The organism is Psychrobacter sp. M17(2026), from assembly GCF_055699815.1.
The window spans coordinates 1380035-1403494 of sequence record NZ_CM146741.1; the positions used below are offsets into that span (position 1 = coordinate 1380035).

Genomic DNA, 23460 nt, shown 5'->3' on the forward strand with positions numbered 1-23460 from the left:
TCTTCTTATATAACGATATTTTTAAGCTATTAATAGTCAAAGCTATGGTTAATCCTAGCGATTTACTATTAACAGCGGCTGAAGATGAGCGTTTAAGAGTTTTGTTGATAATTAATAAGCTATTAAGCGCTATTCATCATCAAAATTGACGCCTTGATAGTATTCAGGGGTCAAGTTAGTAAAGCGCGTATATTGACCTTCAAAGGCCAAGCGTAGCGTACCGATAGGGCCATTACGCTGCTTACCAATGATGACTTCGGCCACGCCTTTATGATCAGTATTCTCGTTATAGACTTCATCACGATAGATAAACATGATCAAATCAGCATCCTGCTCAATAGCACCAGATTCGCGTAGATCTGACATGATAGGGCGTTTATTAGGACGGTTCTCAAGGCTACGGTTAAGCTGAGATAAGGCAATAACGGGACACTCAAGCTCACGCGCCAAAGCCTTTAGACTACGGGAAATCTCTGATATCTCACCGACACGGTTACCGTCCAGATTCGGCACTTTCATTAGCTGCAGGTAATCGACGATGATAGCGCCAAGCTTGCCATCGTGGTTTTTGGCGATACGGCGACAGCGTGAGCGCAGCTCTGAGGGTGGCAGAGCGGTGCTGTCATCAATATAAAGATGCTTAGATTGCAGGTGCTGAATAGCGTTCATCATCTTCGCCCATTCATCCTCATTCATCTGACCTGAGCGCAGATGAGTCTGATTAATCGCGCCCCATGAGGATAGCAGACGCATAACGATAGACTCAGCAGGCATCTCCATGGAGAATACGACGACAGGAAGATTTTCATTAAATAACACCCCTTCCGCTAAGTTCATCGCAAAAGTCGTCTTACCCATAGAAGGACGTGCCGCAACAATGACTAGATCGCCTGCTTGCAGACCTTGGGTTTTATTGTTCAATTCAGTAAAGGGCGTTTGCAGACCGATCATGCCATCAGGATTGGATTTGAGCTCTTGAATCTTGTCAATGACGTTGGTCAATACCGAAGTGATACCAACAGGGCCGCGCTGCTCAGCACGCTTATTGTGCTGCTCATTAATACTAAAGATAGTCGCCTCAACACTGTCCAATATATCGCTTACCGACTGATCTTTTGGATTATAAGCAAGGCTCAACATCTCATTACCCGTAGTAATCAATTGGCGTAGAGTCGACAGCTCACGCACGCGTTGGGCATAGGCAGTCAGGTTAAATAACGTCGCTGGGCTTTGACTTAAGATATCTGCTAGATAACTATCACCGCCGGCGTTTTTGAGTAGCTTTTGCGCCTCCAGCCAATCGTGCACCATCACCGTATCATAAGGCTCATTGACCGCTGCCAGATGCGCAATCGCTGCAAAAATATGCTGATGGCGTCCCGCATAAAAGTCATCTTTGCTGACGATATCGGCAATTTTGTCATACGCCTCTTCGATACTCATAAGTGAGGCTAACAGTGCCTTTTCAATATCAATGTTATGTGGCGGTTGTTGATTGAGTAAGTCATCTTTTTTATCAGTATCTGCCATAAGTGCCTAGTTATTCTCTTTATCAATACACAAGTTCAGTATTTGTAGCGCTGTCACACTAGCTTTTTTTAGGTTATTGGCTCAAAAAATCTATAAGACAGTCCTATCAAAACGCGTCTAAATTTTGCTTAATTGATGCTACAATCAAAAGCGAAAGCTTAACACATTATGGCATTTTAAGGACTGCTGATAATTACTTTTGATAGTAACTTTTTAACAGCAACTTTATCTACATTGGCTAGTCGTCAATGGCGCCTACTCAAATCAGTTTAAAAATTAAAAGTATAATAATATTAATTTAAAATAAGGAATTTTCATGCAAAAACTGCCACTATTATTGACGACGGGCGAGCCTGCTGGGATAGGAATGGATGTGGTGCTGTTATTGGCAAATGAGGGCAAGCTACAAGGTTTTAATCGGCCTATTTGGGTGACAGCAGATAGCCAAGCTATGCAAGCTCGTGCCGATGCTCTATTAGCCGCTGGCGTGCTTGCCACTTGTCCTGCTTGGCAAGTAGTAACCAGTGAAAACGAGTCTTTTATCGATGGACTCTCACAATTAAATACTGATGCTGGTAAAGACTTTATCTTAATCGATATTGCAACGACCGCGCCTGTTGTTGCAGGTCAAATTGATATCAATAACGCGGCTATGGTTGCGCAGCAATTAGAAGTAGCGCATCAACTAGCGATTAATAATGCAGTAGCGGCTATTGTCACTGGCCCCTTGCAAAAGTCTGCGCTAATTGATGCCGATATCAAATTGCTCGATGGTACGATGTTTAGCGGGCATACTGAGTTTTTTATGCAGCAAAGTAATCGTGATAAAGTCGTTATGATGCTCGCTAATCCATCTATGAAAGTCGCTCTAGTTACGACTCATTTGGCGCTCAAAGATATCCCTGCTGCTATTACCAAAGACAATGTACGTCAAACGGTACAAATCGTCCTTGATGATATGCATTCAAAGTTCGGCATGGCTGATCCGCGCATTCTAGTTTGTGGTCTCAATCCACATGCAGGCGAGGGTGGACATTTGGGCATGGAGGAGATCGAAATTATCAATCCTGTCTTGCAAGAGTTCATTGATAAGGGCGTCAATATCTCGGAGGCCATGCCAGCCGATACTTTATTTACCCCAAGACATTTAGCAGACTGTGATGCGGTTATCGCCATGTTCCATGATCAAGGACTGCCTGTGCTTAAATCACATGGATTTGGTGATACGGTTAATCTAACCTTAGGGCTACCTTATATTCGTACCTCAGTCGATCATGGTACTGCACTTGATTTAGCGGGTCGCGCTGGGGCTAGCTCTACGAGTCTTTATCAAGCTCTAGTGATGGCGGATGAGATGGCAGACAGATCCATTGGAAATAGACCTCTTGCATAAGTCGCTGCCTTAGCGACATTTGTCACGCAGTATTGGGTAACCTTAGTTTAAATAATGTCTATTTATTAATCATCAAACACGGTCTAATATAAGTGGTTCCATTATAGCAGTCTGTTTTAAGTAGTCTGTTAATAGGTTTAAAGGGTGAAACAGCTGGTTCCGTTGGGGTATACTTGACCAATAATTTTACAATCAGTGAATCAAATATATGATTTTCAAAAAAACTAAATTAGTTTCCCTCCTCTTTTCTACCGCTTTATTGCCTCTTACGCTTACGAGCTGTCAGAAAATGCAAAGTGAAGCCAAAAACGAAGCTTCTGAGGGCCAAATGGTTATTGAGGAAATAGAGACAGAAACTAAAGCTGAAGACGTACAGGGGTTAGCCGAACAGGGCGATGCAGAAGCACAATTCGATTTGGGTTGGATGTATGATATAGGAGAGGGCGTTCATCAAGACTATGCCAAGGCTGCGCAGTGGTATATGAAATCGGCTAATCAAGGTTTCCCTGAGGCGCAGTATAATCTTGGTGTAATGTATCGTGAAGGCGAAGGAGTCCCTCAAAACTATGCTGAAGCAATTAAATGGTATACGAAAGCAGCCAATCAAGGCTTTCCTGAAGCGGAGTATAACCTTGGCTTAATGTATACCCAAGGCAATGGCGTAGACCGAGACCTTTCACAAGCTCTTAAGTGGTATACAAAAGCCGCTAATCAAGGATATGTCATTGCACAAAATGACTTAGCCGCAATGTATTACGAAGGCAATGGTATAGAGCAAGACTTGTCGCAATCACTTAAGTGGTATACAAAAGCTGCTGAGCAAGAATATGCTCCTGCGCAAGCTAATTTAGGTGCAATATATTATCAGGGTAATGGCGTAACACAAGATTTTTCACAGGCTCGAAAATGGTTTGAAAAAGCAGCTGATCAAGAAAATGCTAATGCACAATATAATCTTGGTGTGATGTATTACATGGGTCACGGTGTAGGCCGAGAATTCTCTCAAGCCTTTAAGTGGTATACAAAAGCTGCTAATCAGGGATATGCTCCTGCTCAAAACAATCTTGGTGCGATGTATCGCGATGGTGTAGGTGTTAATCAAGATAATGCTCAAGCAAAGAACTGGTTTGATAAGGCTTGTGAAAATGGGCAACAAGAAAGCTGTAATAACTTTAGGAATCTAAATCAAAATTAAGTCCGTTTGACCTCAAAAAATTAATATGATGTATACCGTGAAGTACACTACAGTTATTTAAACAACCCAAACTATTGCTATCATTAACCTACAGCTAAAGATTCAAGTCCTCACTAGGGTACCGACTATATAACCAATATTATAGAAAATGGTTAAAAATAAAAAAACCCTGTGGCGGTTGCGCGAAGGTATGAGCGGTTTATCGATAAAATGTCTCAAAAACACAGCCTAATTATGAGCTGTGGTATAATTTGTCATTGTAATACCAGCGCATTGCTGCCTCTACATTATTGCCCACTTATCTTTTATTCATTAAGAAACCTTTATGTCCAAACCTACCTTTGATACTGCGACCCTAACCAATAGCTTACGTGCAGCTAAACATCAGCCCCGTAAGCGCTTTGGGCAAAACTTCTTACATGATGGCAGCGTTATTCGTGAGATCGTCAATAGCATACGTCTTGAGCGTGAGGATAATCTGATTGAGATTGGTCCTGGTATGGGTGCGTTGACTGAGCCGCTATTAGCCGAGGTTGACGCAATGACTGTAGTTGAGTTGGATCGTGACTTGGCGGATAGTTTACGGATTCGTATTGGCGCGAACAGCCATCCGAATTTCACTATTATCAAAGCCAATGCTATGGATGTCGATTACCGTGAGCTATACAGCACTGATCGTGGCAAGCTGCGGGTCGTGGGTAACTTACCGTATAATATCTCGACGCCGATATTATTTCACTTGCTAAGCTACGCTGATGTCATTGAAGACATGCATTTTATGCTCCAAAAAGAGGTGGTCGAGCGTATCACTGCCGATGTCGGTAGCAAAACTTATGGTCGCCTATCAGTCATCATGCAATATCATTGTGATACTGACTACCTGCTAACCGTACCGCGTGGTGCCTTTAATCCGCCACCAAAAGTAACCAGTGCGGTTTTTCGTTTGACGCCGCATATCATTAAGCCAGTCGTCGCAGAGGACGAAGAGTATTTCGCGCTTGTGGTACGTGAAACCTTTAACCATCGCCGTAAGACGCTACGTGCTATCTTTAAAAAATCAACGTTGCTACCGACATTGAGCGAAGAAGATTTTGCAGCGTGTAGCATCGACCCACAAGCACGTCCTGAAGTCTTAAGTGTGAAGGATTTTGTGAATTTGAGTAATCAAGCGCGTAAAGTAGAGGTTTAAATTGAGCTACTGCCGATTCGTCGTCAAAGACATTTATATGGAAATGATGATATAAAATTTTCATACAAAACTATCACGTAAAAACACTGAGGATTTATGAGATTTCGCCATCAGTATGTCATCGGTGACCTGCAAGGTTGCTATGCGGCGTACCTTCGTTTACTTGAAATATTGGATTTTAATCCTGCACAAGACAAGCTATGGTTTGCAGGGGACTTGGTGGCACGTGGTGAAGACTCGTTAAGTACCTTGCGTCATGTCAAAGCACTTTGCGAGCGAGGGGCAGCCGCGACAGTACTCGGCAATCATGATTTGAACTTATTGGCGGTCTGGCTTGGTGCCACTAATATTAAGAAAAAGGATAAAACCGCGCCTATATTTGCCGCAGATGATTGCGATGAGCTATTGAACTGGTTACGTCATCAGCCGATTTTGGCCTATCCTGATGCGCATACGGTACTTGTGCACGCAGGTATTCCGCCGCATTGGACTATTAAGCAAGCAGAGGGCTATGCCCAGCAATTACAAGCCCAGCTTCGAGGTAGTATCACGCAGCTCAAGCGCTTGTTGCCCAATCTTTATAGTAAGAGGGCGGACGAGTGGAATGACGATATCCATGGCTATACTAAGATGCGTGCTATCGCCAATTACTTTACCCGTATGCGTTTATGTCAGCAGGATGGCATGCTGGAATTTAGCTTTACAGGGAGTCTTGATGAGCCGATGTTAGATGGCTATCTACCTTGGTTTGCTTGGCAAGTCCCGCGTGAGCGTAAGATACTGTTTGGGCATTGGGCAGCGTTAAAAGGCAGTGTTGATCTGCCTCATGTGCGTGCATTAGATGGTGGCTGCGTTTGGGGTAATGACCTATTAGCTTATCGGTTAATTGATGGACAAGTCATTAGATCAAGCGCCCATTGTCCAAAATCGTAACCGTTAGACAATGCTAGTGGCATCAGGCTAGTGCTATTAAATTTTGTCCACATCGGATTCTGTTTGTACCAAATTTTGTTAACAACGGTAGTGACCGCCATAAACTTGTCTAGGGCAGTTTAGGCGGTTTTTTAGGTTTTGGTAGTGGTACTTTGGCATCACCGCTTGCTTTTTGCTCAGGATTTGTCGACTTATTTAAGTGGTCTTTGGCATCTAAGGTTTTGCTGGCTTGATTATATTGGATATCACTGGTAAAGGGTGTGCTGGTTAGCTCTTCATCTATTAGACCATCATCTAAGTTCACCACCTTTTTGGATGCTGTAGTTGCTTGCGCACTAGCATTATTATTTACTGATCCATTATCGATACCACTGTCAACGCCAGTATTAACATCAGTATCGTAATTAATATCAGTATTTAGCGCACTACCATTAGCGACTACTTGCACGATTTCAGGCGGTATCTTGACATCAGATAAGCGTCTCACCACATAGTTACTTGGAATCGCTTTACCGCTTTTTTGGGCAGAATTATCCTCAAATATCATATGACCTTGGCTGTCTATTTTTGCATACTGCATAGGCTTGTGACGCGGCCAAAAAAAGTCTGAGGGGTGACTAATGATATGGCCAATAACTAACTTGGTTAAGCGTCCCCATTCAAAAAACCGTACCTCTTTTGAGCGTAGTGCGACAAATAAGGCCAGTGAAAAGCTAACCATTAAGTTGACTATACCGATTAAAGCCACGCCTAAGATAGATAATAAAATCAAGCTCCAACTGATTTGTGAAGCTGATATATTAAACAGTCCATGCGCTAGGTTCGCTGAAGCAAAAGCAATGTGGCGAATATCAATAGGCAAGCCAAATATATAGCCAATAGTTGCCGTACTCCCTAAGAACACGCCAAATAAGAAATTACCCATAATTGCGCCAAGGTTGGCTTCCACAAAGCCGCCCAAGCGCTGTAACCATGATTTGGGCATTAAGTATTTGAGCAGCCAATGCCGACGAATACGGGCGCCAATCTGATTATAAACCGCTAAATTATCGTAGTAGCCTGCAATTAAACCTGATAAAAATAGATAAACGCCAGCGATAGCCGCATGCGGTAGCGCCAGCGAGCGAAACGGATCTAAATCATTAAGTAAGTGCTCCGCCTTTCTAGTATCAATCATTGATTCGCCAGTGTATTGAAACCAAGCAAAGGAGATAATTAAAGCGACAGGAATAGCGAGCATGACATTACCCATAATCGCGATAAACTGGGTACGCATAATATCGACGACCAATTCAGAGAGCTTGGTCAGCTGATGGGACTTTTTGCCTGAGCTGTCCGAAATAGTAGAGGCAATCGCTGCGGCAGTCATCGCCGGCTGCTTAGTGGCTACTGTGCCATGCACCACATGAATAAAGACGAAGCCCAAACCATAAATCATACTATTAATAAAAGCGCGACCTATAGGCGCTAATGCCAAGTGATACGCTAGTATCTTGATAGTGGCCATAAAGGCAATGATAAAGCCACCGATTGAGGCTTTTTTGAACATCTTTTGATAGCCTGATTTATCGGTGCTGATATAATGCTCACCGACGCGGCTAGCGTTCTCAGTGACTTTGCGCGAGAGTAGCTTGGTACTATTATCGATCAAATAGCCTATGCTATAGCGATTGTTAGCCGTAGTAATCAAGGTCTCAATCAGCTCAATAATGGCCTTATCACGCTTACTACGATCATCGGTCACCAGCTCCGTCAGGATACGTACCCGCCGCAAACTTTGATCAAGACGTAGCATCATATTGGTTAAGTGAATGGAGATACCTGTCTTATAGATACGTTTACGTATAGTGGCGACGATATCTTCACACTGCTCTAACATTACAAGTAATGGCGCTGGATTGACCGCTTGTTCGGGGGTAATATCAGTCAAAGTATCTAGCTCATGTGCTTGACGATATTGATTAACGAACAGCACCGCTTCTTGATTTTGTGCGACAAAAGCGGCTGAATAGTTCAGTATCTCAGGATACGATTCCATCAAATCAGGGTGTAGACCTATACCGCTAATGCGATACGATAAAATAACGATAGCATTCAAGATGCTGTTTTTGGCAGTGGCAACTAGATTAAGATGATCATCTTTAACTTTTAATAGAGTAACCAGCTCATCCCATTTCTCTTTTTCTATGTTAGCGAGCCAGCGCTCATCTTGCGACTTATCAAACAAATAACCTACCAGCTCAACGACAGACTCTTCTTGGGGCAGTAGGGGCAAAAAGCGATGACCGATTAGGCGGCGTAAGCTACTAAAAAACCCTTGATCCGACATGATTCCTGTATCAGTGTAGAGCGCAATTTGACGTAAATTTATAATCAGCTTTAAGACAAAGCTGGCAAGCCCGTCGCCATATTCAGGATGCAAACGCAAAATATCGATAAGCTCTTGCAGCCTTTTATTGGCAAGTGCAGGCTCTTTTTCTCCAGCGCGTAGCTCATCAATCAGACGTTTAAGAATAGACGCATCGGGTACTTCACTTAACGCAGTAATCTGCTGCAAAATGCGTTTTATCTCTGACACAGTAGACCCTTTATTGTAGTTATATTGCAGGAGTTATCCAACGTTTCACGCCTCAATAGGTAGCAATACTATTGGCATCATTTTAATCTGAATAAGACAGTCATAGTCAATTATTTTGTTAGTAGTTGTTTTGATTGCAGGCAAATAAAAAGGACAGTATCAAACTGTCCTTTTTATATTAATAAGTTTTATAGACTGAATACTGTTATTGACTGACAGCAACTCTTAGCTAACAGCAACATTAAAATAATCCAAATCAAAGTTCATCATCGGATCACTACCAGCTTGTACCATTTGCGCATGGGCATCGATACGTGGCAAGATACGACCGACAAAATAATCAGCAAGTAAGGCTTTATCAGTATAGAACTTACCTTGCTGGCCATCAGCTGCTTCCACCATCATCGCAAACATGTATGAGTAGCATAAGTAGCCAACGGCATGCATATAGTCAACTGCACAGCCATTGATCTCATTTTTGCGATCTTGAATATTTGCCAGCACCGTTTTAGTCAAGGCTTCAACCGTATCAGCTGCACCCAAAGTCGCTTGCTTAATACCATGCTCAGCGCTCATTGACGCCACGTAATCACGAATTTCGGCTAGGAAGTTATCAATATATTTGCCGTCGTTACGGGCAACCTTACGTCCTAGTAGATCGAGCGCTTGAATACCGTTGGCACCTTCATAGATCTGTGCAATGCGAGTATCACGGACGATCTGCTCCATACCCCATTCACGTACGTAGCCATGACCACCAAAGACTTGCTGGCAATCAACGGTCGCCTCAAGCGCTTTATCAGTCAAGAAGGCTTTAGCGATTGGGGTCAATAAAGCAACACGAGCAGCGGCAGCTTGTGCAACATCAGGATCGGCACTGAATTTTTCGAGATCAAGCTGCTGAGCGACATACATAGCAAAGCAGCGCGAAGCTTCACTATTAGCCTTAGCATTCAATAGCATACGGCGTACATCGGCATGATGAATAATAGCATCGGCAGGCTTTTCTGGACTTTGCAATTGCGTATCGCTACGACCTTGCGCGCGATCAAGGGCATAAGCGGCAGCGTTTTGATAAGCCAGCTCAGAGCCACCAAGGCCTTGTAGACCCATAGTGACGCGCTCATAGTTCATCATAATAAACATAGAAGATAAACCAGTATTTTCAGCACCAATCATCCAGCCACGAGCACCATCAAAGTTCATCACACAAGTCGCTGAAGCTTTGATGCCCATTTTATGCTCAATAGAGCCCACGGCTAAAGTATTACGCTCGCCTAAGCTACCATCATCATTGACCAAGAATTTAGGCACAACGAATAAAGAAATACCCTTTGAGCCAGCAGGAGCGTCAGGCGTCTTAGCTAGTACTAAATGAATGATATTATCAGTTAGATCATGCTCGCCGCCTGTGATAAAAATCTTAGTGCCTGAGATGTTATAGCTGCCATCATCATTTGGCTCAGCTTTGGTCTTAATAATACCCAAATCTGTACCGGCATGAGGTTCAGTCAAACACATCGTGCCTGACCAGTCGCCTGAGTACATTTTTTCTAAATAGATTTGTTTGATTTCATCAGAGGCCGCCGCATTCATACATAAGGTTGCGCCAACCGTCAGATTGGGATATAACGCAAAAGACTGATTGGTGGTAAACAGCATCTCTTCGGTCAGCATAGTGACCATTTTAGGGAAGCCTTGACCACCGTACTCAGGATTGCCGCCCAAGCCGACCCAACCTGATTCAGCGTATTGCTTATAGGCTTCTTTAAAACCACTAGGAGTAGTAACTACGCCATCACCCTGAAAAGTTGCGCCTTCCTCATCACCACTACGGTTGATAGGTAATAGGACATTCTTAGATAATTTGGCCATTTCTTCTAAGATCATATCGACGGTTTCCATGTCAACATGAGCTAAGCTTTCGTTATTTTGCCAAAGCTCATGAGCCTTGAATACATCGTTTAAGATAAAGCGCATATCATTAAGAGGAGCATTATAAACTGACATAAAAAATCCTTTTTGTTGGTATTAGTAGGGCGTATTGAACATTCACAAATAGTCTCTGTCAGTGCCACGGTCGAATGTTCAATACGCCCTATATATTCTGTTATGTATAAGCTAAATAATAGATGGTTAAAGTTTAGCAAATTAGCCGCCGAACTTGTGTAGCGGTTCGTGAATTATGCGTGTACTAAAAGTTATCAGTAGCTCTTGAATTACGCAAAAATAAAGTATTTCTGTTTTTGTTGATTTAATGCCTGGACTTGTTTTATGCCAGTATCTTTTATTTTTAAATAGCGTAATAGCAAAATCGGCAACATACCTGAGTATATTGCCGATGGGTATATTGCTGATATATCTAAAACAGAACATTTAAAGCAATATATTCGTGCTTATCAATAGCTTTAAGCTATTAAGATTTAAGCCATTAAAACTCAAACTGCTCAACATCCATACTCATATACGGCTCAACACCTGTCGCGATACGCTCAGCATAAGTAGAGGTACGCGGTAGCAGTTTTGCGAAAAAGAACTGTGCCGTCTTAACTTTGGCATCATAAAACGCTTTTTCGCTATTGCCGTTAGCAATCTCAGTTTGCGCAACTTTTGCCATACGAGCCCATAGATAAGCGAGAGTGACATAACCACTAAAGTACATATAATCGACCGCTGCACCGCCAACGGCTTCAGGATTCTCTTCCGCTTGATTAGCGATGTCTGCGGTCAATTCGCTCCATTGCTCAAGGTGCTGCATAAGTGGCGCTGTAAACTGGCTCATTTGCTCATTGTTATCGTTGTCTTCACAGAATTGCTCAATAACTTTGATAAAGTTAGCCAATAGCTTACCTTGTGAGTTCAATACTTTACGACCGATTAGATCAAGGGATTGAATCTGAGTAGTACCCTCATAGATGCAGGCAATCGTGGTATCACGAACGTTTTGCTCAAGACCATATTCAACACAATAACCGCTGCCACCTAATGCTTGCACGCCATGATGCGCGGACTCAAGACCCGTTTCAGTCAAGAATGCTTTACCGATAGGCGTCAATAATGACAACATTTGATTGGCGTATTCAAGCGCCTCGCCTTCACCTTTGGCAACGGTGTCAGCAAACTGCGACATATAGCAGATCAAAGCGCGACCACCTTCAGCAAAGGCTTTGGTCGTCAGTAACATATCGCGAACCGCCGGATGGACGATGATAGGATCAGCTGCTTTATTAGGGAACTTAGCCCCATCTAGCGAGCGAAAGGCTAAGCGCTCTTTGGCAAATGCCAATGCACCTTGAAAGGCAAACTGTGAGGCAGTAACCCCTTGAATAGCCGTACCAATACGCGCCACATTCATAAAGGTGAACATACAGTTTAGACCACGGTTTTCTTCACCAATTAAGTAGCCTGTTGCGCTATCATAATTAATAACACAAGTGGCTGAGGCTTTGATGCCCATTTTGTGCTCAATTGAACCACAAGAGACCGCATTGCGCTCGCCTAAGCTGCTGTCTTCATTGACCATAAACTTAGGAACAACGAATAGCGACAAGCCTTTAGTGCCCGCTGGAGCATCTGGCAGGCGCGCTAGTACGATATGAATGATGTTCTCAGACATATCATGTTCACCCGCTGAAATCCAAATCTTACCACCTGTAATGCTATAGCTACCATCGCCATTCGGCTCAGCTTTACTACGTACTTGATTAAGATCAGAGCCACACTGCGGCTCAGTTAAACACATCACCCCAGACCAAACGCCTGCGACTAATTTAGGCAGATATTTTTGTTTTTGCGCGTCAGTGCCATGATGCTCAAGGGTCGAGATGCAGCCTTCTGAGAGTCCAGGATACATGCCAAATGACCAGTTCGCTGTACCCATAAACTCAGAAATAGCTGAGTTGAGTGACACCGGCATTGCTTGACCGCCAAATTCTTCTTCAGCTGTCAACGAGGTAAAGCCCAGCTCACAATACTGCTTATAAGCTTCTTTAAAACCTTTGGGCGTTGTGACCACGCCATTATCGAAATGACAACCTTCTGCATCACCGCTTTGGTTAAGGGGTGATAATTCGTTCTCAGCAAAACTAGCAGCAGTTTCTAAGTAGCTGTCTACAATGTCCGCCTCAATATGGGAAAAAGCATCGATAGATTGATAATGCGCTTCAGTATTTAGCAGTTCATGCATGACAAATTTCATATCACGTAAGGGCGCTTTATATTGCATGTTGTCCTATCCTTTATTGACTATATAATCGTATCGATAATTACGAAAAAGCTATCAGAAATCATTATTATGATAATTAAACCAATAGCTTAAATTCGATACTTGGATATACGATTTACATTAAGAGTAATAAATACAGTGTAAAAGATAGGCGTTAACAGAGGATTTTACAAGTTTGCAGATAATACTGATAAGTCATCAACCAAACTTGCATACTAATTATGGCGTGTACTGATAGTCACAGCTATTCGCGGGTAGTACAAAGGGATAGATGATTTAAGAGGTTTTTATAATGAACATAACTAATTTATAGATTGGTATAAGGAACTTAGAGTTTAGGCTAGTAGCTCACCTGATCAGTTAGCAATTGGGTGGCGACTTTGGCATCGACAGCGCGACTAAACCAATATCCTTGAGCATAGCGACAGCCCATTTGAGCGAGCATATCACGCTGCTCTATAGTCTCAATACCCTCAGCAATAGCACTCATATCTAAAGCTGTTGCTAAATCTAAAATAGCTTTTACGATAGCCTGCTGCGTTTTATTATCAACAATACTGTACATAAAGCTTTTATCAATTTTAATAAAGTCAAACGGGTACTCTTGCAAGTAGCTTAGGGAGGCGTAGCCTGTACCAAAGTCGTCAAGTGCTAAACAGACGCCTAAGTCTTTGAGGGCAGTTAGTTGCTGTTTAACCTTTGAGTGACGTAGCATTAAAGAGGATTCAGTGACTTCTATGTGCAACTGAATAGGATCAATAGCGTACTCGCTAAACAGATGGCTGACAAAGCCAAAAAAATCAGGATGATTAAACTCAGCAGCATCAGCATTGATACTGATATATTGCTCAAATCCTAACATCTTCCACTCGCTTAGATGCTCAGCAATTTGCTTAGCCAATTGACAAAACAGCTCAAAGGATAGCTTGTGTTTGACAATAGCTTCAATAAATTTAGCAGGCTTAAGCAGGCCACGGGTAGGGTGTTGCCAGCGTACTAGGGCTTCAAATCCTGTGATTTGCCCTGTTGCTAAAGCGACTTTTGGTTGATAATGCGGAATAAACTGCTGCCCATCGATTGCTTTGCGCAATTCTGCTTCTAACAGTAAATCATCTACGCTTAGCTCATTGAGCTCGTCATGATACCAGCTCATATTGACCCCATCATGCTCTTTGACATAATGCAGCGCTTTTTCCGCTTTAGCTAGTAGACTCGGCAGCTGATTATCATCTTTGGGGTAACGGCTAACGCCAATGGATAGATGCAAATAAACATAGCTACCCTCAAGAGTATTGTCTGTATCAACGACATCATAAGCAGCTATTGGATCATAAGCTTTCGATACTGTATCACTGTTAGTAGAAGCATTATCCGAGGCGTTACTTAATACAAAGGGTTGTTCGCAAATTTGCGTTAATCTATCAAGCTGATACTGAACCATCTGCCCATCACTACACTGAAATACCATAGCAAAATCATTACTACCAAAATGAGAAAAGCATTTTAAATACTCTAGCTCTTGCGCAGTCACTCGCTTTACAAATTGAGTGATTAAAAGGTTTATCCAGCTGATCCCTAGAGTATTAGTAAGCGTGCGAAAATTATCGATATCAAAGCGCACAATAACGATCTCGTCGCTACTATTAAGCGATAGCTCGCTGACCTGAGTTAAAAATAACTTACGATTGGGTAATCCAGAAACCTGATCAAAGTTAAGCAAGTGTGTAATTTTTTTTTGATCTTTGACGAGTGTTGAGGTATCACGAATCGTACCCACATAATAAATCTCACCATCTGCGTCTATTCTGCGACAGCTAATCTGACACTCTATCATTTGACCATAGCGCGTCGCCAATGAAAATTCCTGCTCATAAAATCCTGTACTTTTTAGAAGGCGAATAACAGTATCTAAAAGTGTGCGTTCTGACTCAGATAAAAATTCAGTCGCATAAACCCCAATGGTTCGTCCCAGTAAGAACTCTAAATCATAGCCCATCATTAGCTCATAAGCTGGATTAATGCCTATATAACAAAGATTAGCATCCAAAATGAATATGCCGTCATCAAATTGCTCACACAATTGCGCAAACAACTGCTGCTTAATAGAATTTGAAAGTGGGGATATAGTACTCATAATCTAAGCTCACAAAATGAGTGCAAAATAATTTGACCAATTAGACCACATTTTGAACATTAAATACAGACAAAAGTTTAATTATTTCTTAATGGATGCTAAGTAAAATAGATAGGTACTCTTGTATCGCGTGACTAGTAAAGATTTTATGGCTTACTACCTACGCTGACAGAGACTACAAAACAGAGGTTCTCATAATAATCATACCCCTCAAGTGGTTGTGTGTCTAAAATAAATGAACTATATATGTTGACCCTAAAGTATTGGTTATCAATAATGGCTAAGCGTGTGCAAAGTAGCTAAAGCAACTACAGGCGCAGTCTCTGTTCTCAGGACACGATTACCGATTTGCCAAGGTAAAAAATTAACTTGCTCGGCTTGCTGGCATTCAGCTGGACTCAATCCGCCTTCAGGCCCAATCAGTAACTCAATATAGGGTAATGGTTGTGTGAGTACTGATGTGAGTACTGAGCTAAGAGTCGCAGGCGCGCGCGGTTGATCCGCTGATGGTACGCTGAGCATCAGCCTAATATCCGCTTTGTGACCTAATATTTGATAATAACTATCTTGACTGAGTTTTGCGACAATAACGCTCACTGACACGGCTTTATCAGTCGACATCGCTTTATTGTTTGAGTCATCATTTAGCTCAATACTGTCATTTATTTCAGCGTTTAATTCAGTATCAGGATTTTGCAACCATTGACTGATAGCGACAGGTGCAAGTATCAGGGGCGGCCGATTAAGTCCACACTGCTCACAAGCGGCGATGGCGATCTGTTGCCAATGCGCAAGCTTTTTGTCAACCTGCGTAGGCTTTAGCGTGACTTCACCATGATGACTGGTCAATAGTTGAACAGCGGTAACGCCAAGCTCGGTGGCCTTTTGAATAGCATAATCCATACGCTCGCCGCGACTCATTACTAGCGCTATTTTGCTAATAATAGGTGCTGTATGATCGTCAGCGTCATGAGCTAATACAGTAGCGGTTGCTTGTTTTTTACTGATAGTTGCCAGCTCAACCAAGTACTCACCACCGAACCCGTCGAACAAAACACCTTGATCACCACTATTAGCTCGCAATACACGACACCAGTGATGAGTGATGCTCTCTGTCAAAGTCAGGGTAGTGCCCATAGCGAAAGTACTCAAGGCTGCAAAGTCGCACTCGCCATCTTTATTAACGTCAGTAGCTGCATAAAAAAAACGTCGCACGTTATCTTATTCCTATTATTTATGTTATTTGAATATATAACAAAATATACGATAATCATGATAAACACAATAATCAGTATTCTATAAAGTTATCATTGTGGGTTTGAAGAGCCATAAAAAAACTGGCGCTCCTAGGAGGACCAGTCTTTGATAGCGACAAAAGTTTTATAGCTTGAACGTCTAATGCTTATACGAGCAACTCAGGCACTAGTCCTAAAGACTCAACTAAGCGCTTATTAGGATTAACTTTGTTCATGCTATAAAAGTGCATGGCAGGCACACCTTCAGATATCAAACGCTCACACAAACGATGGACTACCTCAAAGCCAAACTCGCGAATAGCCGTGCGGTCATCGCCAAAATCAGCAAGCTGCTTGCGTATATAACGCGGTATATCAGCACCACAGCTATCGGCAAAGCGCATTAAATTGCTAGAGTTAGTAATGGGCATAATACCAGCAACCAATGGCTGTGTGTCCATATCGATACCACGTTGCTCTAAGGCATCACGCAAATATAAGTAGCTATCAGCATTATAAAAGAACTGAGTAATAGCAGCATTAGCGCCAGCCTTGTACTTATTAACTAGATTCTCAATATCGAATAAAAAGCTGCGTGCTTGCGGATGCATCTCAGGGTAAGCGGCAACTTCTATATGGAAATGATCTCCTGAATGCTCACGAATGAACTTGACCAAATCTAGGGCAAAAGGCAGCTGACCCATACCCACTTGACCTGAGGGCAAATCGCCACGCAATGCAACCAATCGATCAATGCCTAAGCTTTTATAGAGTTTTAATAGCTCGGCAACCTCGTGTTTATCATCACCAATACAGGAGATGTGCGGCGCCACAGGAGTCGTGCCACGCGCACACAACTCCTTGACGATCTTTAGCGTACGACTACGAGTAGAGCCACCAGCGCCATAAGTGACTGAAAAGTACCCTGGTGCTAGCTTGTTTAGCTCATCGTAAGTGCCAAGCAGCTTTTCATGGCCAATTTCCGACTTTGCAGGAAAAAATTCAAAAGAGAAAGCAGGCTTACTCACAGTCGCGCTCCTTGTTATTAATACCAACAGTTAAATCAGCATTCATATTAGTATTTATAAGCTTCAGGTTTGAACGGACCTTCAACAGGCACACCTAAGTATTCAGCTTGCTTAGTGGTCAGCTTAGTTAACGTACCGTTAAAGCCGGCAACCATAGCGGCAGCAACTTCTTCATCAAGCTTTTTCGGAAGTACTCTGACGTATAAGTTATCAAAACGCTCATCGACGGGTAGCTGGGCGAATTTTTCTTCGAACAGATACATCTGCGCGAGTACTTGGTTAGCAAATGAGCCATCCATCACGCGTGATGGGTGACCCGTTGCATTACCTAAATTCACTAAACGACCTTCAGCAAGCAGAATTAGATAATCATTAACATCTTCTGAGCGGAAGATTTGATGCACTTGTGGCTTAACTTCTTCCCAGCGCCAGTTGTCACGCATAAATTGGGTATCGATTTCGGTATCGAAATGACCGATATTACAGACCACAGCGCCAGGCTTTAGAGCCGCTAGCATGTGTTTGTCACACACATGGTAGTTACCCGTTGTAGTAACAATCATGTCCGTATCTTCTAGCAGACGGGTATTGATGTTGTCGCTACCGCCAGTGTTATCGCCATCGATATAGGGTGATAATACTTCATAGCCATCCATACAAGCCTGCATCGCACAGATAGGATCGACTTCTGATACGCGTACGATCATGCCTTCTTGACGTAAGCTCTGGGCTGAACCTTTACCAACATCACCATAACCGATCACTAAAGCGCGACGACCCGCGAGGAACATATCCGTACCGCGTTTGATCGCATCATTTAAGCTATGACGGCAGCCGTACTTGTTGTCGTTTTTAGACTTAGTAACCGCATCGTTGACGTTGATAGCAGGTACTTTTAGCGTGCCTTTATTCAACATCTCGATTAAACGATGTACACCAGTGGTAGTCTCTTCAGAGATACCATGAATGATATCCAGCATTTGCGGATACTCATTATGAATAAGTGCCGTTAAATCACCGCCATCATCTAGGATTAAGTTGGCATCCCAAAGCTGACCAGATTCTTCACCGCCCACAAAGATTTGCTGACGTAAGCACCATTCGTACTCCGCGTCCGTCTCACCCTTCCAAGCGAATACGGGCGTGCCAGCAGCAGCGACAGCAGCAGCAGCGTGATCTTGAGTTGAGAAGATATTGCATGAAGTCCAGCGCACTTCGGCCCCAAGCGCGATTAGCGTCTCGATAAGCACAGCAGTTTGGATAGTCATGTGAATACAGCCGACGATCTTCGCGCCCTGTAATGGCTGATCGGCTTCGTAGCGACGACGCAAACCCATTAGGGCTGGCATTTCGGCTTCAGCAAGAGTGATTTCGCGGCGACCATATTCTGCTAAGCTAATGTCAGCAACTTTATAATCAGTGAAAGTGGGGTCGATCGTATGGACAGATGGGATATTAGACACTGCGTCCATCATATGCTCCTATTGTTAATAGATGTATGATAAAAAGCAGGTGCCGTTATTTGCGCTGTAAGCGACCAAAAATAGGACGTTCGACAGTTAACCGAGCCTAACACAACCTATGATTTGCATGATTTTAGCTCTCAATGCAATATTCGTGGTCATGGTGCAACACCTCTCGGAGGACACTATTGTAATAGATGAGCGTTAATTTGTCACCCATAAAAAAGACCATCAATCGATGGTCTCTTGTAACAATAGAACAAACAACTTTAGTACCAGTTATAGGTTAAAGAGGTAAAGAAGTTAGTGCCATCAGTGTTATAACGCGTACCATACTGACCAAAATTAGCATTGGTCGTATAATCCTTATTTGTTATATTATTAAGTCGACTGGTAAGCGTTAGGTTTGGGTTTATATAATAATTACCGCTAATATTGAATAGAGCATAATTATTAAGTTCGTCGTAGTTTGAGCTATAACGCTTGCCTACGTATTCTACCTCAGCACGTATATCTAAATTGGGTAGACGATAACCGGTATAAATCAAACCTGAGTGTTCGGGGCGAAAAGAGAGGAAATTACCATCGTTAGCACCTCCACTGTCATCTTTGGCTTGCTGATAGTCGTAACTACCGCCGAACAAGTAATTATCTAGCTCCCAATCCGATGTTAATGACACCCCTTTGATCTTGGCTTGATCTATGTTTGCAGCAGTTCCTTGTCGATAGGTAATTAAGTCATCTACCTCATTATTATACCCAGTTAGACGAGTAGATTGAAGTATGGAATCATACTCCATGAATACCTCGTAGTTATCGCTAGTTTCAGGTTGTAATTCAGGGTCTCCACCATAGCCGGGATATATCTCATTAAAGGTAGGCGCACGGAAGCCTTTTGCGTAGCTAGCACCGATACGCCAATCAGGGCTAATATGGTAGGCACCACCCAAGTTATACGTAGTCTCGTTGCCATACTGTGAATTATCATCAAAACGAACATTGGCTTGTGCGTCGAACTGATTATTAACAAGTAAATAACCTAAAAATGCACTAGTTACATCACGATCATCAAGATCATAACCAGCAGCAGTAGTATCAAGACTTTGGTTGAGATATTCTAAACCATAGATACCCTGACCAACAGGAAGCTTATGTTCACCGACCAAACTAATTTGATCTTGTTTACTATCAAAGGTATTAGGAAAATTATCGTAACTATCACTTTTATCAACAGAATGACCATATTGCAGCTTGACTGACGAACCTGGCAAGTAACGCCAATCAACAAAAGCTTGAGCCGCGCCATTTTCTTGGTCAGCATAAGTATTTTCTGGTGTTGCACCGTTATCATACTCAGTAGTGGATTTACTATATAGGGCACTAGCGCCTGCTAACCATTGATCGTTAATACGCTGGTTTAGAGCGATACTAAAATTATTACTTTCAAAACCGTCATCATCTGCATTGTAGTTACTACTAACAGGGTTAGGCGAAATGGCATTGAAACCGTTAGTTTCATTACGATTAGCTGAAAAACTTAAGTTTGTACCATTATCATTAGCAAACTGTGCTGTAGCGCCGTAAGTATAATGATCATGTGAGCCAACACCTGCAGTTACAGAAAAGTTACTGCGCTCAACGTTATTGCCTTTAGTAAATATTTGAATGACGCCGCCCATAGCGTCCGCACCGTAAATACTAGAACCAGAAGCCCCGTATAGTATTTCGATACGGTCTATTTGATCGGCAGGTAACAAGTTGAGAGCAGATCCACCAGCGCTAACTGAGCCATAGCGTATGCCATCAATCAGGACTAAAATTTGATTACTGCTATAACCACGTATATAAAAGTTACTACTTGTCCCTAAACCGCCATCTTGTTTGATATTAAAGCCAGGCTGACGTTTCAAAACCTCTATAACCGTTTGACCTTTGTATCGCTGTAACTCTTCGCTATCGACAACCCGTGTTTGGGCGATAGTGTTGCTGATTTTAGTCGGCGTACGAGTAGCAGTCACGACAATTTCATCAAGCTCAACTTGCGGCAGATCATTATCGCTTGTTGCACTCAACTCAGTATTTGCTGCTGTAGCACTCATAGCAAATATGCCAAGAGCGCTTAAAATGCATACTCTTAAGTAGGCAGACGACTGTGATAAAACCATAGAGGATTCCAAAATAATAATAGTAAAAGCAACGTTAAAAAGGATATTCGAAAAACTGAATTTATAGTGCTTATTTTACAAACAAAAACAGTTGAGCAAAACTACGTTTATTATCCACAAAAAGAGGATAAATATAAACCACTTTTTAACTAATGATTATTCATCAGAGGATGAGCAGATTTCATGATAGGGGACTAAATTTGAAGGAAGAAGTTTCGAGTATTCATTTATAGGCCTAAGTTTTGCAATTTATGCTAACTGTTTATGATAAAAAGCCACAATCAAAATCACTACTGTTATAAATAATTGTTATCATAGCGCCTAGTTTTGTCATTAGCCCTATATTTTTGTCTAATCTGTTAAGTTAAGAGGTTTGTCTTGTCTACTGAGCGCAACTTGAGTCCGGTTAAAACACCTACGTTCATGTTATTTATAAAGGTGTATTTGTGGTTAGCTATATTACTACTAACGACAGTATTGAGTCTATCACCGACTAGCGCATTGGCTGCGGAGGCGGGTCTATTAGGTATTGGTAGCGCAAACTCTGAGGAGAGCGTGCGCACACCGATACCAGACTCATTTGGTCGTGATACGCCGCGTCAGACGGTACAAGGGTTTATCAGCGCCTTAGGTGAAAACGACTATCTGCTGGCAAGTAATTATCTTAACTTGTCCAAATCTGATAACCCAACAATAGCGGTACGTCAATTAAAGCGAGCACTTGATGCTGGCGGGCGCTTCTTACCTGACTTGCAATTGAGCAATTCCCCTGAGGGTTATTTGACCGATCAGCTCCAACCTAATCAAGAAAAAGTCGGTACGATTAATATTGATGATAAGTCTGTACCTGTCTTGCTAGAGCGAGTGGTCTCAGATAAGGGCGAGCAGTACTGGCAATTCGCAACTGACACTTTAACCTCAATCCCTGAAGTATTAGAAAATACCGAACCCACTTTGGTCTCCAAGTATACTTTTGAGTCATTAGAGGGTACTAAATTATTTGGTTATCAGTTGACAGACTTAATCGCTGCGATACTAATGACGGTAAGTAGTTTTTTATTAACTTATATTGCGGTATGGTTGTGGTATCACTTTTTGAGAATTGTTTATCCCTATTTTCGCCAAGAGCCACTGCCGCTACCAGACAAAATAATATTGCCCTTATCAGTGGTTGTTATGGCGCTGATGCTGTCGGAGATTATGGTTTACGCTGGAATATCGGTAACCCTGCGAGAGCCGATTAATCGTTTTACGGAGATAGCATCGTGGCTAGCTATCACCTGGCTGCTACTGCGTATCGTCGATGTTGTTTTCACTCGAGCTGTCAATCTAAGCTATAAAAAGAATCACACCGAGCGGGTTTCAATTCTTGGACTGCTACGTAAAGTCGTCAAAGCATTGCTATTAATATTTGCGGTGATTGTGATCTTTGGTAATTTAGGGTTTGATCTGACCACAGGTATTGCAGCTCTAGGGGTTGGTGGTCTGGCATTGGCATTGGGTGCACAAAAAACCATTGAGAACTTGGTCGGTAGTGTGGTCGTGGTAGCAGACTCGCCCGTGCGCATAGGGGATTACTGTAAGTTTGGGACTCAAGAAGGTACGGTCATCGATATTGGCATTCGCTCATCACGGGTACGTACTTTAAACCGTACCGTCGTCACGGTGCCCAATGGTGATTTCTCATCGATGCAAATTGAAAATTTTAACTCACGAGATATGTTCCACTTTTTGCATAATTTATATATTAAGCGCAGCGCTGATATTGACGTCATATTTAAAATGGTTAATGACTTAGAAAAACTGCTAGATGAGCATGAGCTCACCAACAAAGAGTGGAATCAAGCCCACATTTTGGAGCTACGTCAAGACTGTTACGTGATTCAGCTACGAGCTTACGTTAACGCATTAGATGTTATAGAGTTCTATGGCAAGCAAGACTTGCTTTTGGTTGATATATTGACGCAGGTAAAAAAATATAAAGTTGAACATGCGCTGCCAACGCAGCAGCTCATTGTTGATCAAGGCGAGCTTGAGCACACTAGTGAAAAGGTCGATTTTAGTGATGATTTGCCACCTGAAAATGATAACAACAAATCTGATGTTCATAGCAGTATTGATAATGAGCATCGCCTCAGTAGTCAAAGTACCAATGAGAAGCTCAGTGAGAAGTTCAGTTCTGTTGAATATAAAAACACAAAGGATGATAAGCAGACCGATAACGTAGCAAAAAATAAAAGTGGCTTAAGTTTAAATAAATTTAAAAAGGATAAACCTAAAAAAAGCAGTGGCTTTCGACTAGCAAAACATAAATTTAAGCATTTTAAGCTTAGCAATAAACCTAAAGGCAAAAGTAACAGTCTCTCTATCTGGAATCAGCCATGGCACTGAT

Annotated in this window: 14 protein-coding genes; 5 read left to right on the forward strand and 9 right to left on the reverse strand. The window is 42.4% G+C overall.

Annotated features, from left to right (window positions below; translation table 11 throughout):
- Positions 1-129: 129 nt before the first annotated feature.
- Complete coding sequence (dnaB, locus tag ACR63T_RS05890) at positions 130-1530, reverse strand: replicative DNA helicase (RefSeq protein WP_201573126.1); 1401 nt, start codon at positions 1528-1530, stop codon at positions 130-132.
- Between the two features lie 316 nt (positions 1531-1846).
- On the opposite strand from dnaB, the gene pdxA reads away from it, so the two are divergent.
- The 4 genes from pdxA to ACR63T_RS05910 all read left to right on the forward strand — a co-directional run bounded on the left by pdxA (position 1847) and on the right by ACR63T_RS05910 (position 6240).
- On the forward strand, positions 1847-2923 hold the full coding sequence (pdxA, locus tag ACR63T_RS05895) for a 4-hydroxythreonine-4-phosphate dehydrogenase PdxA (protein ID WP_472785070.1): 1077 nt from the start codon (positions 1847-1849) through the stop codon (positions 2921-2923).
- A 208-nt stretch (positions 2924-3131) separates the two neighbouring features.
- Positions 3132-4118: an SEL1-like repeat protein gene (locus ACR63T_RS05900; RefSeq protein WP_443553730.1), complete on the forward strand. Its 987-nt coding sequence runs from the start codon at positions 3132-3134 to the stop codon at positions 4116-4118.
- A 325-nt stretch (positions 4119-4443) separates the two neighbouring features.
- On the forward strand, positions 4444-5307 hold the full coding sequence (rsmA, locus tag ACR63T_RS05905) for a 16S rRNA (adenine(1518)-N(6)/adenine(1519)-N(6))-dimethyltransferase RsmA (RefSeq protein WP_472785071.1): 864 nt from the start codon (positions 4444-4446) through the stop codon (positions 5305-5307).
- A 96-nt stretch (positions 5308-5403) separates the two neighbouring features.
- On the forward strand, positions 5404-6240 hold the full coding sequence (locus ACR63T_RS05910) for a symmetrical bis(5'-nucleosyl)-tetraphosphatase (RefSeq protein ID WP_472785072.1): 837 nt from the start codon (positions 5404-5406) through the stop codon (positions 6238-6240).
- A 109-nt stretch (positions 6241-6349) separates the two neighbouring features.
- On the opposite strand, the gene ACR63T_RS05915 is transcribed toward ACR63T_RS05910, so the two are convergent.
- The 8 genes from ACR63T_RS05915 to ACR63T_RS05950 all read right to left on the reverse strand — a co-directional run bounded on the left by ACR63T_RS05915 (position 6350) and on the right by ACR63T_RS05950 (position 21002).
- The gene (locus tag ACR63T_RS05915; RefSeq protein WP_472785073.1) at positions 6350-8818 is read right to left on the reverse strand and encodes a site-specific recombinase; all 2469 of its coding nucleotides are present in this window, start codon (positions 8816-8818) and stop codon (positions 6350-6352) included.
- Between the two features lie 225 nt (positions 8819-9043).
- The gene (locus ACR63T_RS05920) at positions 9044-10828 is read right to left on the reverse strand and encodes an acyl-CoA dehydrogenase C-terminal domain-containing protein (RefSeq protein WP_472785074.1); all 1785 of its coding nucleotides are present in this window, start codon (positions 10826-10828) and stop codon (positions 9044-9046) included.
- 421 nt (positions 10829-11249) lie between these two features.
- On the reverse strand, positions 11250-13043 hold the full coding sequence (locus tag ACR63T_RS05925) for an acyl-CoA dehydrogenase C-terminal domain-containing protein (protein WP_472785075.1): 1794 nt from the start codon (positions 13041-13043) through the stop codon (positions 11250-11252).
- Between the two features lie 340 nt (positions 13044-13383).
- Positions 13384-15177, reverse strand: a complete 1794-nt coding sequence (locus ACR63T_RS05930) for a putative bifunctional diguanylate cyclase/phosphodiesterase (protein ID WP_472785076.1) — start codon at positions 15175-15177, stop codon at positions 13384-13386.
- Between the two features lie 270 nt (positions 15178-15447).
- Positions 15448-16392 carry a 16S rRNA (uracil(1498)-N(3))-methyltransferase gene (locus tag ACR63T_RS05935; RefSeq protein WP_472785077.1) on the reverse strand — a complete coding sequence of 315 codons (945 nt, stop codon included), beginning with the start codon at positions 16390-16392 and terminating at the stop codon, positions 15448-15450.
- Between the two features lie 187 nt (positions 16393-16579).
- Positions 16580-17440, reverse strand: coding sequence for a methylenetetrahydrofolate reductase (locus ACR63T_RS05940; protein WP_472785078.1), 861 nt, complete (start codon positions 17438-17440; stop codon positions 16580-16582).
- Positions 17441-17487: 47 nt separating this feature from the next.
- The gene (gene ahcY, locus ACR63T_RS05945) at positions 17488-18912 is read right to left on the reverse strand and encodes an adenosylhomocysteinase (RefSeq protein ID WP_472785241.1); all 1425 of its coding nucleotides are present in this window, start codon (positions 18910-18912) and stop codon (positions 17488-17490) included.
- A gap of 260 nt (positions 18913-19172) precedes the next feature.
- Entirely contained in the window at positions 19173-21002 is a 1830-nt protein-coding gene (locus ACR63T_RS05950; RefSeq protein WP_472785079.1) for a TonB-dependent receptor plug domain-containing protein, read from the reverse strand.
- 504 nt (positions 21003-21506) lie between these two features.
- Between ACR63T_RS05950 and ACR63T_RS05955 the strand changes: the two genes are divergently transcribed.
- Positions 21507-23459, forward strand: coding sequence for a mechanosensitive ion channel family protein (locus ACR63T_RS05955; RefSeq protein ID WP_472785242.1), 1953 nt, complete (start codon positions 21507-21509; stop codon positions 23457-23459).
- The last annotated feature ends 1 nt before the right edge of the window (position 23460 follow it).

What these genes read in the sequence shown, in the direction of transcription:
- ACR63T_RS05930 (WP_472785076.1), bottom strand. Translation starts at nt 15,177, where the DNA reads ATGAGTACTATATCCCCACTTTCAAATTCTATTAAGCAGCAGTTGTTT.
- dnaB (WP_201573126.1), bottom strand. Translation starts at nt 1,530, where the DNA reads ATGGCAGATACTGATAAAAAAGATGACTTACTCAATCAACAACCGCCA.
- pdxA (WP_472785070.1), top strand. Translation starts at nt 1,847, where the DNA reads ATGCAAAAACTGCCACTATTATTGACGACGGGCGAGCCTGCTGGGATA.
- ahcY (WP_472785241.1), bottom strand. Translation starts at nt 18,912, where the DNA reads ATGGACGCAGTGTCTAATATCCCATCTGTCCATACGATCGACCCCACT.
- ACR63T_RS05900 (WP_443553730.1), top strand. Translation starts at nt 3,132, where the DNA reads ATGATTTTCAAAAAAACTAAATTAGTTTCCCTCCTCTTTTCTACCGCT.
- ACR63T_RS05920 (WP_472785074.1), bottom strand. Translation starts at nt 10,828, where the DNA reads ATGTCAGTTTATAATGCTCCTCTTAATGATATGCGCTTTATCTTAAAC.
- ACR63T_RS05925 (WP_472785075.1), bottom strand. Translation starts at nt 13,043, where the DNA reads ATGCAATATAAAGCGCCCTTACGTGATATGAAATTTGTCATGCATGAA.
- ACR63T_RS05950 (WP_472785079.1), bottom strand. Translation starts at nt 21,002, where the DNA reads ATGAGTGCTACAGCAGCAAATACTGAGTTGAGTGCAACAAGCGATAAT.
- ACR63T_RS05910 (WP_472785072.1), top strand. Translation starts at nt 5,404, where the DNA reads ATGAGATTTCGCCATCAGTATGTCATCGGTGACCTGCAAGGTTGCTAT.
- rsmA (WP_472785071.1), top strand. Translation starts at nt 4,444, where the DNA reads ATGTCCAAACCTACCTTTGATACTGCGACCCTAACCAATAGCTTACGT.